Genomic DNA, 14,746 nt, shown 5'->3' with positions numbered 1-14,746 from the left:
CCTTTCGGTTTTATCCGTAATTGATAAGTTTGATTGCAACAAGGCAGCAGAAACTGTATGGGTCTGCAGCGCTGCTCGAACCGGAGTGAGTGAATGCCCTGCTGAGAATCGCTACTCCGTCGTTAGTCGGGGCAGAGCATAGGCCCAACGCAGACGATATGCAATTGCTATCTATGGTTTCATATCACCCGGGTCGTCGCAACGGGATTTCTTCACCTTTCGTGTTTGCTGCCGATACTGTTCAAAAAGGCCCGGTGTTTTCTACCGGGCCTTTTTTGGTATGCGTTGGACTGTTGATTAGTCTTTCTGCAATACCTTTTCTTTGGTGGCCTTGAGCACAGCGACGACACGCCGGTTGGCTTGACGGCCTGCGGCGGTGCCGTTGTCGGCCACGGGCCGCTCTTCACCATAGCCCACGGCACGGACGCGCTTGGCATCGACGCTGTAGCGTTCGAGCAAGACCTGACGTACGGCGTTGGCACGACGCTGTGACAACACGCGGTTGTACTCGGCGGCGCCGGTGCTATCGGTATGGCCTTCGATGGTCACCTCGGTGCTGGGGTATTCGACCATGAAGTCGGCGACTTCTTTGATCTCCGGATAGTAGGTCGGAGCGATGGCGGCCGAGTTGGTCGGGAACAGGACTTCCAGCTTGATGCTGACCGGTTCTTTCAGGATGATTTGGCAGCCGTTCTCGTCGACTTTGGCGCCCTTGGGTGTCTTGGGGCATTTGTCGAGGTAGTCGGCCACGCCGTCACCATCGCTGTCCAGCGGGCAACCGTCGGCATTGACTTCCACGCCTTCCGGAGTGTCGGGGCATTTGTCGAGGTAATCGGCCACGCCATCACCATCGCTGTCCAGCGGGCAGCCCGCTTTATCAACCGCCACGCCGGCCGGGGTATCAGGACATTGATCCATGTCGTCCGTTACACCATCACCGTCACTGTCCAGCGGGGTTTTCTGGCCGAAATTAAAGCTGGCTGCCAACATGGCCACCACATCGTCATCTTTGGTTTCGGTAGACGTGTAGGCTCGCACATCACCCAAGATCGCGATGCGTTCACTGACTTGAGTTCGCAATCCCAAACCCCAGTCGATTAGCGGTTCGCTCTCGCTGCGGTCGTCACGTTCGAAGATCCCGCCGCCGGCGCCTACGACCAGGTAGGGCCGCATCCGGGAATCCGGAAAGAATGTGTACATGAGATCGATTTGGAGATGGGTGAGGTCGGCATCGACGTCCTTCAAAGACTCGAAGTGGGTATCGACGTCAGCCACCACCAATTCGGTCGACCAGTTCTCGTTGATCTGATAACCGAATCCGAGCCGAACACCGAGGTTGTCTTCGAGGGTTCGTTCCCGATCCCACCAGTAGTAGTTGATTCCGGGCGTGATGGTAATGCCGCGTTCAATCGCACCGGCGGTTGGGACAAAAGTGCCCACGCAAAGCAGGGTTGCAACGCAGATACGGCTCGTGAAAGCGCGCATTTGCAATCTCCTTATGACTTCAGTTTGTCAGTCGTGACGTCTGCGGTCGCTTCACGAAACCCAACAAGGCCTCAGCGGACAGCATTCTCTCCGTCACCCGGTATTACCCACTAACTTGGGCGGATTGATCCGGGAATCGTGCGATTTCGACTGGTTTTAATCGCGACGGCGGCGGCTATTCTATGTTTCAGTTTTGTGAAACACAATCGCTCTGTCAGTCAGTGTTTATCGTGTTTTTGACCGGACACGCCTGCTTGATCGTTCCAACGACGAATTGCCGCGAGGAGGGCCTGATCGGTCGCGCGCGCGGCTTGTTCGATTGTGGTGATGGTGGGGATTTGATGGCGGCTGAGATCGAGCATCTTGATCACTTCGACCGACGGGACGATGCCGCGTTTGTCGGTGAACGCGACGTTGACGTGGGCCAGTGTGCACATGCGCTCACCAGAGTACATGGCGTGTTCGATAGTCATGAACTTGTCGGTGGCCGCGGCCACGCGTGTGCCCATCTGGAAGGCTTTGAACAGATTGATTGGGCGGTGGTAGACGACATGAACTGATGCCGCGACCACCCCCCAGCCGCGCCCCATAAAGCGCCGCAACAATCCGTGCCGGACGAATAGTTGCATTCGCCCCAAATCCATCAGTGTGAGATAGCGACCGTTGTTGATATGAAGATTGGCGTCACAATCCCAAGGCATGACCCGCATCGAAAGGCGGAGTTCTTCGGTGAGAACGTGAGGCCGGGGACGGAAGGATTCACGTCCCAAGTGATAAAGCGCGCGTACGACGGGATACATAATTGAGAAGTCTCGAAATTTGCTTAGTCGAGTGGGTTACAGTGGCTGTTGTTCTTTGGTTTTTGCTTAACGTTCCGGCCGGTCCCAGTGCCGGGCTCGTTCCACCGCCCGTTGCCAACCTTCGATCAGCGGATTCCGCCAAGCCGCGCTGGAAGACGGAGTGAAGGTGCGAGTAACCGGATTCATCGATCGCAACACATCGGGGGAGGGCCAGAATCCAACGCCCAGTCCTGCCAGAACCGCAGCGCCGAGTGCCGTTGTCTCGGGGTGTCTCGATCGTTCTACGGGCACGCCGATCAGATCGGCTTGGATCTGCATCAAAAGATCGCTCTGCGATGCGCCCCCATCCACGCGGAGCCGATCCAGTGTAATCTTCGACTCGCTTTGCATGGCGTTCAAGACGTCCCAGGTTTGGAGTGCGATAGCTTCCAGCGCGGCTCGCGCGATGTGGTAGCGATTGGTGCCCCGCGTGAGACCAATGATCGTCCCGCGCGCATTGGGGTCCCAATGCGGTGCGCCTAAACCCACGAACGCCGGCACGATATAGACACCGTTGCTGTCGGGAACCTGACGTGCGAGGGCTTCGACTTCCGCGCTGGTCTGAATCAGGCCAAGGCCGTCGCGTAACCATTGAATCAGGGCGCCGGCGATAAAGATTGAACCTTCCTGCCCGTATTCCACCGGGGCACCATCACCCAGTTGCCATGCGATAGTGTTGATCAAACGGCCGGTGGTTTTTGCCGGCTGCTCACCCGTGTTCATGAGAACGAAACAGCCAGTGCCATAAGTGTTTTTTGCTTGCCCAACGGAATGGCAAGCCTGGCCGAACAGCGCCGCGTGTTGGTCGCCTGCTACGCCCGATATGCAGATCTCGTTCCCAAACACGCGGGTCACACCCAGTTCACCGGAAGATGGCTTGACTTCTGGCAACACCTCGCGGGGGATTTGCAACAAACGCAATAAAAATTCGTCCCATTGCCGGGTGTGGATGTTAAATAACATTGTGCGGGATGCGTTGGTGATGTCGGTGAGATGTTCACGTCCTTCCGTGAGCTTCCAGATGAGCCAGCTGTCGATCGTGCCGAATGCCAGTTCACCGGCTTCTGCGCGCGCCCGCGCGTCTGGAACGTGGTCAAGCAGCCAAGCGAGCTTGGTGCCGGAGAAATAGGCGTCGATGACCAAACCGGTGCGTTTGGCCACTTCGTCGGCCAGGCCGTCGGCGATCAACTGCTCACACAGGGCAGTTGTGCGTCGGCATTGCCAAACAATCGCGTTGTATAACGGTTCGCCGGTGCGACGATCCCACAGCACGGTGGTTTCCCGCTGGTTGGTGATCCCAATGGTGGCGATGTCGCTAGGCGACGTTTTCGTGTCATGAAGCAGACGCTCAGCCACCTGTCGCTGGGTCGACCAAATCTCGTTCGGGTCGTGCTCAACCCAGCCAGCCCGTGGGAAAAGCTGCGTAAACTCCGCTTGGGCCGTGTCGATGATGTTCCCGTCGCAATCGAACAACAGGGCCCGCGAGCTGGTAGTGCCTTGATCCAGCGCCAACACAAATTTCGACATCACCGACTTCCTTCGATCGCTTGGCGGTCCGGCAATATTACTGCGGTTAAAGGGATGGAACGTTATAATACTCATCGCCGTGATGCCTTAAAACCGCTTTCGGCGACGGCTGCGTGACGAACCGGTGGCGACGATCGATACAGAACGGGCCGGTTTCGTCATGCCTCAGACGACGTGATCCACCCTCTGCGGACGACGGGATAAGGGAGTTTTCCTATGATTGATATCCAAGGGCTTTTGGGAACAGAAGCCGAAGGCTTACTTTCGCATGAGTGCACGGGGATTCCCCGCGATACGTTAGCCCTTCCGGGACCGGATTTTGTTGATCGTGTGTTATTACAGTCGGATCGTAGTCCCGTTGTTCTGCGCAACTTGCAGCAGTTGTTCAATACCGGGCGTCTGGCGGGAACGGGTTACTTGTCGATATTGCCGGTTGACCAAGGGATCGAGCATTCGGCCGGGGCATCCTTCGCGCCGAATCCGGCTTATTTTGATCCGGCCAATATTTGCGAGCTTGCCATCGAAGGCGGCTGCAACGCCGTGGCATCGACCTACGGGGTATTGGCCATGGTGGCACGCAAATATGCGCCGAAAATCCCCTTCATCATGAAGTTCAACCACAACGAACTGCTGACCTATCCGAACATCCACGATCAAACCCTTTTCGCGAGCATCGATCAGGCCTTCGAGATGGGTGCCATCGGGGTAGGGGCCACCATCTATTTCGGTTCACCGGATTCTCGTCGGCAGATCCAGGAAGTCAGCGAGGCATTTGCCTACGCGCACGAGCTGGGAATGGTGACCATCTTGTGGGCGTACCTTCGTAACAGTGCCTTCACCCACGAAGGGGTCGACTACCATGTGTCGGCGGATTTGACCGGACAAGCCAACCATCTGGCGGCGACGATCGGTGCGGATATCGTCAAGCAAAAACAGCCTGAGAATAACGGCGGTTACAACGCCATCAAGTTCGGCAAAACCCACAAAAAAGTTTACGATGAATTGACCAGCGACAACCCCATCGATCTGACCCGATATCAGGTCGCCAACTGCTATATGGGACGGGCCGGTCTGATCAACTCCGGCGGCGCTTCGGGCGAAAACGATCTGGCGCAGGCCGTGAAGACCGCTGTGATCAACAAGCGGGCCGCAGGGACGGGGTTGATTTCAGGGCGTAAAGCTTTCCAGAAACCCATGAAAGAGGGGGTGGCGCTCCTGAATGCCATCCAAGATGTCTATTTGGATCCTGAGATCACCATCGCCTGATTAATCCGCAAAGACGATCAATCAATAAGGCCGGGAAACCGGCCTTATTGATCTAGCAACCTTTCGCAGAAACAAAACCTGTGGTGGTCGAAGGCCCATTTACTTCAAGTGGTTCGCAATGCTGGCGGCTTGACGGTCGAGTTGCTGTCGATTGTTGGGCTTGAGCAACACTTGAATGGGTTTTTTGAGTACTTGTCCCACCAACCCGAAAAGATCGCCGCGCTTACGCGGTAATACGTGAAGATGGCAATGGGGAACGGTTTGTTGTGCCGCGCGTCCTTCATTCACCGCGAAATTGAATCCATCACAGGGCAGGTCACTCCGACGAATGGCATCTGCTATCCGGGTTCCTACATCAATAACATGATTGCGCAGCTCCGGTTCCAACTCGTTGAGATATTGATGATGCACCTTGGGTACCACTAATGTATGGCCCGGTCGGAGCGGGAAAATATCCATAAACACAACGCAGTGATCGTCTTCCATTACCCGGCTGGCGGGTAACGTGCCGCTGATCACTTGGCAGAAAACACAATGCGGTTGATTGGCCTTTGTCTCCATGGCCGACTCCTAGTACCCCTGATTTATTCTGTTAGGATCAGCCTGTTCGGGTTCTATGGCAACTAACAGGCTGCAGGGCAGGTGCCCGAGCAGACTCTTTCCGACCGACCCACTCCACCACTGCGCCAGTTTGCCACGATGCCCGTGTCCCACCACAACAAGATCGGCCTGAAAGTCGCGCGCCACTGCGGCGATCTGGTCAACTGGCTCGCCCGTCGTTAACCGTTGCTGGATAGACACCCCGCGTGATCGGAGCGCCGCTGCGCCCGTCCGCAGGGCTTGTTGTGCAGTTTCACGCGCCTCTGGTTCAACTTCGGGGGGCAGAATGCTTTCTGCAATCGCCACCCCCGAGGGGATGGTCAAAACGGCGAGCAAACAGACTTCAGCACCACATAGTACCGCGAGGTCAGCCCCCTGCCTCAGCACAGCGTGACCTTCAGGGGAGCCGTCGAACGCCAAAAGGATTCTTTGGTACATGGGCAGTTGCCTCGTTCGTATCGATAATGAGTCGTTGGTGGAATCAGTGCAGCGGCTTTAGGCGCTAATGATTCTGGCCTAACATTCTAGAACGGCGTCTCGAATATCGAAATATCAAACGCCCGCGGTTTGTCGATATCGTCGACCGGGGATAGGTGTTGTCCGATTATTCCTCATCGCTTGGCGAAGATGGTCCACCGGCGCGTCGTGTTTTGGGGCCACGAATACTAGCCTTGAACGACCGTTTTGTGATACTAGTGACGCATCCGGAGGAGAGAGCATATCGCTCAGGCGCGTAACAACTACGATAACGCTGATCGACGCGCCACGTTGAACAACAGACAAAACACGGATTGACAGAACCTCGGTGATGTTTTTCCGGGTTTCGTTTTCCTGCGTTGTGTCCTCGAATCCGTTCCAGCAATCATGTCCACCGAACGGTGGATCGATTCGAAACATTCGTGCTTGAAAGGAGCTCAAGCCATGAACTTTGCATTCTCTCAAGATCAAGAGATGATTCGCGACTCGGCCAAGCGGCTCTTGTCCGATTTGTCTCCACTCAGTGCAGTGCACAAAATCCTCGACTCCGACGCGACCTATGACGAGAAGCTCTGGAGCCAAATGGCCGAAGCGGGTTGGCCGAGTATGGCCATTCCGGAAGAATTCGGTGGGGCTGGCATGGGTTATCTGGAATTGGCTGTGTTGGCTGAAGAAATGGGTAAGGCCTTGGCGTGTTCCCCATTTGATTCATCCATTTTCATGGCCGCCGAAGTGATCAAGGCAGCCGGCTCGGAAGAGCAAAAGAAAAAGTATCTTTCCCGAATCGCTAGCGGTGAATCCATTGCGACCGTGGCACTGTCGGAGAAAGGTCGTTTGGACCAAGGCGGTATTCAACTCAAAGCCGACGGCAACAAGCTCACCGGCGTGAAGGTGCCGGTTGCCGATGGTTTGTCGGCCGATTTGGGGATCGTGGCCGCCCGTTCGGCGGAAGGTGTATCGCTGTACGCGGTCGATCTACGTAGCGCGCAAGTGAGTCGTGAACTGGTGCAGTCCATGGATCGCGCGCGCAAGCAGGCACGACTGACGTTCAACGGCGCCGAAGGAGAGCTACTGGGAGTGGCCGGCAAGGGGTGGGAGTATCTCGATGACATGCTATACAAGGCTGCTGCCTTGATCGCATTCGAGCAGGTGGGTGGTGCGCAATCGGCGCTAGAAATGGCCACCAACTATGCCAAGGAGCGTTACGCATTCGGCCGCCCGATCGGTTCTTTCCAAGCGATTAAACACCGCATCGCGGATATGTTCGTCAAAGTGGAAATGGCCCGCTCGAGCGCTTACTACGCTGCATGGGCGCTGGAGCATTCACCCGAAAACGTGCGCCAAGCCGCCAGCAGCGCCCGCGTGATGGGTATTGATGCCTATCGATTTGCGGCGGAAGAAAACGTCCAAATCCACGGTGGTATCGGGTTTACCTGGGAAGCGGATCCCCACTTGCACATGAAGCGTGCCAAGCATCTTGAAAGCGTGCTTGGCGGCTCGATGATGTGGCGGGAGCGCTTGATGCAATGCTTGGAGCAAGCTGCTGCTTGACAATGCCCCGGTACCGAGCGTGACTCCAGGGTGTTGATTCGACAAAGATTTTCAGGAGGGATTGAAGATGGATTTCAATGATTCCCCGCAGGAAGCGGAATTCCGGGCGGAAGTTCGCGAGTGGTTATCTAAAAACGCCGAGCCTCGAACCGAAGCGACGAACATGATGGCCATGTTCGCCGAGGCAGAGGGAGGTGATCCCCGTGGCGAGGCAGAAAACGAAATGGTCCGTAAGGCCCAGGAATGGCAACGCAAGAAAGCGGATGCCGGTTGGGGCGTGATCACCTGGCCGAAGAAGTATGGCGGCCGGGGCGGTAACATCATGCAGCAAGTCATTTGGGGGCAAGAAGAGTCCAAGTTCAACACGCCGGCCAATATTTTTATGATCGGCATCGGTATGGCCGGGCCGACCATCATGACCCACGGCACCAACGAGCAAAAAGACCGCTATCTGCCGCCCATGCTCCGTGGCGACGAGGTCTGGTGTCAGCTGTTCAGTGAGCCAGGCGCGGGTTCCGACTTGGCCGGTCTTCGGACCAAAGCGGTTAAGGATGGCGACGAATGGGTGATCAACGGTCAGAAAGTATGGACTTCCGGCGGTCATTACAGCCAATGGGGTATTCTCGTCACTCGTTCCGATCCCTCTGTCCCTAAGCACAAGGGGCTGACCTATTTCATCGTTGATATGTCGACGCCGGGTATCGAAGTTCGCCCGATCAAGCAAATTACCGGTGGCGCGAACTTTAACGAAGTGTTCTTTAACGACGTCCGAATACCCGATTCCAACCGATTAGGCGCAGTCGGCCAAGGCTGGAGCGTGGCGATCACGACGCTAATGAATGAGCGGATGAGTATCGGCGGTGGCGGCGGTATGTTGGGTGGCGACATGGGCATGGGCCAAATGTTCAGTTTGTTGGACGATGTCTATATCGGCGATACCCCTGCTCTCCAACACGGTGGCGTTCGCCAGAAACTCGCTGAATTCTCGGCACGTTTCAAAGCGTTGGAACTGACCGGTCAGCGCACCTTATCCGCCTTGTCCCAAGGCGCTTTGCCGGGGCCGGAGGGTTCGATCATGAAGTTGGCCATGGGGCTGTTGATCCAGGAAATGGCAGCTTTCATCATGGAGCTTCAGGGCGCTTCCTGTGTTCTGACCGACAAGTCGGAAGCCATGATGGAAGGCATGTGGCAGCAAGCGTACCTGGGTATCCCCGCGATTCGTATCGCCGGTGGTACCGACGAAGTTCAACGTAACATCATCGGTGAGCGAGTGTTGGGTCTACCCACCGATGTTCGTCTCGACAAAGGTGTACCTTTCAGCGAGGTTCCGACCGGACCGAGCAAAGCCGCTTAGTTGTCTCTGCTTTACATCAGCGCCCCACGCCTAAGGCGTGGGGCGCTTGCCGTTGAGCAGATGCGTTTTGACCTGCCAAATCCCACCTCAAGCAGCCCTGGTATCAGCTTCGCGTTACCGTTGAGCGAGAGCCTGGGGAGAACGGCAGGTATAATGACAAGGATGTATTTTCACACTTAGGAGTATCGTGTAATGCCAAAGCAGGTACCGTTGGAGGAGGGCTACTTCCGAATCCCCGAGGAGGAAGGGGAACGGCCGCGTTTGTTGGCGTCCTATAGTCCCGCCGCCGATAAGTATTTTTTCCCGCGTCGATATCAATGTCCTTTGACTGAGACCCCTGTTGAGGACGTGGAGTTGTCCCCGGAAGGCGTTTTGTATTCCTGGACCTGGATTACGATGCCGTTCATGGGTGCAGCCAAAATGGGTGATGGCCGCGCTCACGGCGTGGGTCAAATCGATTTGCCAGAAGGCGTGCGCGTTCAGGCGGTGATCTCTGGGCAGAAAGGTGATTGGGAAATCGGTATGCCCATGGGTCTGATTGCCATCCCGGTCAAGAAGAAGGGTGACACGGAAATGTGCACCTTTGGTTTCGAACCGATTAAGAAGTAAGTAAGGGGTAATTTAGGATGTTGGAAGATGTCTACGTCGTCGGCGTGGGAATGCACCCCTTCGGCAAACACGGCAAAACGAACCGGGAGATGGCTTATACAGCCGCTAAGGACGCACTGAAAGATGCCGGCACGTCCTTCAAGGAAATGGGCTATCTCTACAACGGCTACATCATGGGTGATATGACCGAAGGTGTGGCGATCGCCAAAGATCTGGGACTGACCGGATTGCCGGTCGTTCACGTCGAAAATGCCTCGGCTACTGGTTCAACCGCTTTCCGCGAAGCTTGCCTGCAAGTCGCCAGCGGTAAGGTTGGCATGGCCATGGCACTGGGTTTCGACGATATCGTGCGCATGGGGCAGATGATGATGCAGATGATGACGGCACAAGGGCCGCGCATCGAGGGCATCGTGCTTCCGGCCGGTTTTTTCGCCATGTGGGCGGTTCGCCGTATGCATGAATACGGAACTAAGCCGGAGATTTTCGCCGAGATCGCGGCAAAGAACTGGAACCACGCCCGCTTCAACCCCATGGCTCAGCGTCAATCTGACCACGAAGTTACGGCGGAAGAGGTTTTGAGTGCGAAGGCCGTGGCCTATCCGCATACGTCGATGATGGCTTGCGCAACCGGTGGCGGCGCTGCCTGTGCCATTGTGGCGAATAAGGAATGGGCCCAGAAATTGGCCAACGGTCGTCCTCTCGTTCGGGTGGTGGCTTCGCAGTTGCAGTCGGAGCAGTATGTCGATGGTCATGTGTTCCTGGGCGCGGTAGTCGGACCCAGCGAACTGACCCGCACTACTTCTAAGGCGTGTTATGAAGAGGCGGGCTTAGGTCCGGAAGATATCAGTTTGGTGCACGTGCACGACGCATTTCCCATTGAAGAGTTGATGTACTACGAGTTGATGGGCTTTTGCGACGAGGGCGAAGGCGACAAGCTGGTGTTGGAAGGCGCCACTAAAATTGGCGGACGGATTCCGTTTTCCACCGATGGCGGCTTGATTGCGCGTGGCCATCCGGGTGGTCCGACCGGCTTAGCGCAGGTATGGGACGCGACCTTGCAACTGCGCGGAGAAGCGGGCAAGCGGCAAGTCGACGGCGCTCAAAATGCCGCTGTGCATATGATGGGTGCCGGCTCAGTCTGCGTAATGCATATGTTGAGTCGCGAAGACAGCTAGCGGCATCACTGAAAGCCTAAGAAAAAGCCTCGGACGTTCGCCACGTCCGAGGCTTTTTTTTGGCAGATTCGGGGACCGTACTCCCGATGGCCATGTAGGTCACAGCAATGGATCGGACTACTTAATACGTCTTTGTCCCGTTAGGTAAGACTCCCGAAGGCAATGCGGGCTTGTTTTATCGGGTAGCTGGCGTGATGTTTGTTGTCGGCCCGTGTCCCGGCCTGTCGAGTGACCTGATATGAGAGAGCCGAGACCATACCTCATTAAATCGGTCGGATTGTCTTGGCTTTGAATCCCAGACTTTTTCCTATCACTTCGGCCCGACCGGCTCAGCTGATTTTTTCGGAAGGATGAGCCAGATGCTCGATTCGTTCCAAGTCGATCCGTGGGTCTGATTTTCTAGCGTCCGATTGATTCCGCCGACCCAGGAGAATAGGGCGTTTTCGGCTTGATTTGGTGATTCGGGCGGCGCCGAAAAGGAGAGTAAACGAAGCGTCACTATTTATTTGACCTAACGTTCAATCGTTCCTAGTATTTTCTTAGCGTTCCGAAGTGACTCAGGAACCGCAATCACAATAATCATAGTCATTTGCCCGTTCTGATGCGGGTGCGTTCGTTAGGAGGATTCGAAGATGAGCTCTGTGCTCAACAATGCCCCTGTTGTCGGTCACCAGACCGCTGTCGATGACACTGCGGCTCCGAAAGTGCCGTGGGTTTTTGCTTTTGGCTTGTTGTTGCTGGCCGGCGCGCTGTTTGGCGTCTACCGGTGGTATCAGCAATATTATTCTTTCACGGTCGGTATGGATTATTTCGAGCCTGAATTTCAGGTTTATTGGATGAGCCTGTTTTATATTCAGATGACCGTGATCCCCCTGGTGGGGTTAATCGCCGTCGTGGTGCTTTGGCTTACCCGTGACAAGCAATTGCATTTGTTGAGCCCGCAGATGGAGCTTCGACGCTACTACTATATCTTCTCGGTTCTTGCCGTTGCGAGTTTCCTGGCTGTGGTCGCTTTCGGATTGTTCGTGGAAGCCGACGCCGCATGGCATCAAACCACGATTCGCGACACCGACTTCACGCCGACGCACATCGCGTTGTTCTATTTTGCGATTCCGGCAGCATTAGTGGGTTTGGTGTTCGGTTTTGTGTGGGTGCATACGCGTTTGCCCGATTTTGCCAACCGGATTTCGGTGCCGCTTGGTCTGGCAGTCGCCGGCCCCATTTTGATCATGCCGAATTTGGGTCTTAACGAGTGGGGGCATACGTTCTTCTATGCAGAAGAGCTGTTCGCCGCTCCGATCCATTGGGGTTTCGTGGTGCTGGCATGGGCATTGTATGCTTTGGGTGGCTTCGTTCTGCAGTGCATCGCCCGCGTTCACCAACTCACCAAACTACCTGACGAGTCCTCTACGACTTCGGTTGCCTAGTTGGTCTCATGCGATTCGTTTGATGAATCAACCGGCGTTCCTTCAACAGGGACGCCGGTTTTTTTGGGGGGCTCGTTTTCGTTCCAACTTCCTCGCCAGCGGCCATCTGGTCAAAAGGATGAATCGGCTTGGGTCAGGAACTGATTCTCCTCCGCGGTGGACATTCGCCCTAGGATAGCGTTCCGATGAGGATAACGACCGAATCGATCGATAATGGCTTGGTGCTTCAGCTCGAAGTCGAGCTGTGATTCAAGACCCGGTGAGCTGAAAAGCAGGACGGCTTCCTGGTGGATGGCGCGCGATTCGCTGTGCATATAGGGCATATAGAGGAAAGCACGCTTTGTATCAGGCAATGAATCGTCCACGCCAAGTTGAATAGCTTCTTGCGCCAGTGCCAGTGCCAGGGGATCGCACGCGAATGCATTTGGCGTATCACGATAAATATTGCGTGAGAACTGATCCAAGACCAGGATCTCGGCTAGCCGACCTTCTGCGGTGTTTCGCCATTGCCACAATTCGCACTTCATGGCGGCCGCATGGATCGCGGAGAAGTGATCACGAATGTTTTGATCCAGAACAGGGTCTTTTTGCCACCACTGGCGAGGTTCCAGTTTCTCAAACCAAAAGGCATTTATGGTTTCGGGTGTCACGGCAGTGTCCTCAGTGGTGTTTATGAGCCGTCACGAATGAGCCGATGAACGCGCGCCGTCCCAGCGCAGCTCTCAACCAAACGCTAATGCCGGGTTCTCCATATGGCGTAGAGAATCCAGAATCCTCCCATGTTGGCGACAATAAATCCGCTGATTCCAAAAAACGGCAAACCGAACAACTTAGGCCCTGCATCGACGGTCAGTGCAATAGAAGAGCCCACCACCAGCGCCGCAACGACAATCCCGATGGTGACCCGATTGGCGGCTTTTTCAACACGCTGACCGAATTCGTCGAGTTCCGGAATCGTGATCTCAACGGGAAAGGTTCCCCGGCGCATGCCGTGCAGCAACCGCCGCAGATCTCTCGGCAATTCCGTGACCATGTTCAGCATCGTATTCGCCGAGCGTATACCTCTTCGAAACAAGGACTCGGGGGAATAGCGTTGGAGGATTGCTCGCTGCACGAATGGTTCGGCTTCCGACATCAAATCGAACTCCGGGTCGAGGCGACGTCCTAACGCTTCTAGGGTTGTCACGGCCTTGATAAGCAGCGTCAAATCCGGCGGCAGGCTGAGCTGATAGTCGCGGGCAAGGGTGGTGAGCTGCCCCAAAGCAACGCCCATATCGATTTGAGCAAGGGTGCTTCCCTGATATTCATCCAGCAGTGCCTGAATGTCGTGACTGAGGCTGTCCAGATCGACATCCGCCTCGTCGGCCCAATCAACGAGTACGTCGGTGACAGCCGATGCATCGCCGAGGATCGCGCCATTTAGCAGCAGGGCCAGTTGCCCTCGCCGGTGATCACTTAGGGTCCCGACCAAGCCGAAATCGATCAAGCCGAGGCGGTTGTCGGGGAGAAAAAAATAATTTCCCGGATGGGGGTCGGCATGGAAAAAACCATGTTCCAAGGCCATCCGCAAAAACGTGTCAACACTGCGTTGAGCGAGTAGGTGACAATCCAGGCCGGCGGCCTTGATCGCATCGACCTCACGGGCGGGTATGCCGTCCAAATATTCCTGGACACTGAGTTTGGGTGAAGTGAGTTCCCAGTAAACTTTCGGGATGACGATGTAATCGACGTCTTCGAAGTTGCTACGGATGCGATCGGAGGCTCGACACTCGCGGGTGAAGTCCAATTCACGCCGCAAAGACGTGGCGAACTGGCGCACGACTTGCCGAGGTCGGAATCGCTGCAGCGATTCCACTTGGGCTTCAAGCCATTCGGCGAGGGCGTTCAGTAACCGCAGGTCCGATTCGACAATTTCGGTGATTTCCGGACGCTGTATTTTAACCACGACATTATCGCCCGCCAGCACTGCGCGATGGACCTGGGCGATGGAACCGGCGGCGAGAGGTTGTTTGTCGATGCTGTCGAATACGGTCTCAGGGTTTCTTCCCAGAGACTTTTCCGCCGATACGACGATTTCGTTCCAAGGGAGCGCCGGAACGCGATCTTGTAGCGTTTCGAACGCTTCGATCCAATCGGGTGGCAGTAGGTCAACCCGGGTGGCGAGCAGCTGCCCCAGCTTGATGAAGGTTGGCCCCATTTCCTGAAAGGCCAGCACGGTTCGCTCCGCGGCCGATAGGCTGGCGTCATAGGTTGGCTTGACACCGATTCGTCTTTCGATTTTTGTCAGCAAACTGGCAAAGCCCAGTCGGTCGGCAATGTCTTCCAGGCCGTTTTGGGCCAGAATCATCAAGATTTGATTGACGCGTCGGATGTCTCGGCCGGCGCTTAGGGTATCGAGAAAGCTCACGAGGTACTCATACTCCGTCCGGTGGTGTT

At 55.7% G+C, this 14,746-nt stretch carries 13 protein-coding genes; 6 read left to right on the top strand and 7 right to left on the bottom strand.

Annotation, left to right across the window (positions count from 1 at the left end; genetic code table 11):
- Positions 1–297: 297 nt before the first annotated feature.
- The 3 genes from SVU69_01835 to glpK all read right to left on the bottom strand — a co-directional run bounded on the left by SVU69_01835 (position 298) and on the right by glpK (position 3,851).
- On the bottom strand, positions 298–1,485 hold the full coding sequence (locus SVU69_01835; protein MDY6941737.1) for an OmpA family protein: 1,188 nt from the start codon (positions 1,483–1,485) through the stop codon (positions 298–300).
- 218 nt (positions 1,486–1,703) lie between these two features.
- Entirely contained in the window at positions 1,704–2,285 is a 582-nt protein-coding gene (locus tag SVU69_01830; GenBank protein MDY6941736.1) for an acyl-CoA thioesterase, read from the bottom strand.
- Between the two features lie 66 nt (positions 2,286–2,351).
- Complete coding sequence (gene glpK, locus SVU69_01825; GenBank protein ID MDY6941735.1) at positions 2,352–3,851, bottom strand: glycerol kinase GlpK; 1,500 nt, start codon at positions 3,849–3,851, stop codon at positions 2,352–2,354.
- Positions 3,852–4,067: 216 nt separating this feature from the next.
- On the opposite strand from glpK, the gene SVU69_01820 reads away from it, so the two are divergent.
- A complete protein-coding gene (locus SVU69_01820; GenBank protein ID MDY6941734.1) occupies positions 4,068–5,117 on the top strand; it encodes a class I fructose-bisphosphate aldolase in 1,050 nt (349 codons plus the stop codon).
- Positions 5,118–5,216: 99 nt separating this feature from the next.
- On the opposite strand, the gene SVU69_01815 is transcribed toward SVU69_01820, so the two are convergent.
- Positions 5,217–5,678, bottom strand: a complete 462-nt coding sequence (locus tag SVU69_01815; protein MDY6941733.1) for an HIT family protein — start codon at positions 5,676–5,678, stop codon at positions 5,217–5,219.
- A 9-nt stretch (positions 5,679–5,687) separates the two neighbouring features.
- Positions 5,688–6,155, bottom strand: a complete 468-nt coding sequence (locus SVU69_01810) for a universal stress protein (GenBank protein MDY6941732.1) — start codon at positions 6,153–6,155, stop codon at positions 5,688–5,690.
- A 483-nt stretch (positions 6,156–6,638) separates the two neighbouring features.
- Here SVU69_01810 and SVU69_01805 point away from each other — a divergent pair, with 483 nt between their 5' ends.
- From SVU69_01805 to SVU69_01785, 5 genes are all read left to right on the top strand, one after another.
- Entirely contained in the window at positions 6,639–7,745 is a 1,107-nt protein-coding gene (locus tag SVU69_01805) for an acyl-CoA dehydrogenase family protein (GenBank protein ID MDY6941731.1), read from the top strand.
- A gap of 67 nt (positions 7,746–7,812) precedes the next feature.
- Positions 7,813–9,099, top strand: coding sequence for an acyl-CoA dehydrogenase (locus SVU69_01800; GenBank protein ID MDY6941730.1), 1,287 nt, complete (start codon positions 7,813–7,815; stop codon positions 9,097–9,099).
- A 192-nt stretch (positions 9,100–9,291) separates the two neighbouring features.
- Positions 9,292–9,708 carry an OB-fold domain-containing protein gene (locus SVU69_01795; protein MDY6941729.1) on the top strand — a complete coding sequence of 139 codons (417 nt, stop codon included), beginning with the start codon at positions 9,292–9,294 and terminating at the stop codon, positions 9,706–9,708.
- 17 nt (positions 9,709–9,725) lie between these two features.
- Positions 9,726–10,883, top strand: a complete 1,158-nt coding sequence (locus SVU69_01790; GenBank protein ID MDY6941728.1) for a thiolase family protein — start codon at positions 9,726–9,728, stop codon at positions 10,881–10,883.
- 632 nt (positions 10,884–11,515) lie between these two features.
- A complete protein-coding gene (locus SVU69_01785) occupies positions 11,516–12,310 on the top strand; it encodes a methane monooxygenase/ammonia monooxygenase subunit C (protein ID MDY6941727.1) in 795 nt (264 codons plus the stop codon).
- Between the two features lie 110 nt (positions 12,311–12,420).
- On the opposite strand, the gene SVU69_01780 is transcribed toward SVU69_01785, so the two are convergent.
- The gene (locus SVU69_01780) at positions 12,421–12,960 is read right to left on the bottom strand and encodes a DUF924 family protein (GenBank protein ID MDY6941726.1); all 540 of its coding nucleotides are present in this window, start codon (positions 12,958–12,960) and stop codon (positions 12,421–12,423) included.
- An 83-nt stretch (positions 12,961–13,043) separates the two neighbouring features.
- A complete protein-coding gene (locus SVU69_01775; GenBank protein ID MDY6941725.1) occupies positions 13,044–14,717 on the bottom strand; it encodes an AarF/UbiB family protein in 1,674 nt (557 codons plus the stop codon).
- Positions 14,718–14,746: the final 29 nt, after the last annotated feature.

The organism is Pseudomonadota bacterium (assembly GCA_034189865.1).
Classification (GTDB): domain Bacteria; phylum Pseudomonadota; class Gammaproteobacteria; order UBA5335; family UBA5335; genus JAXHTV01.
This window is presented reverse-complemented; position numbering and strand designations above follow the sequence as displayed.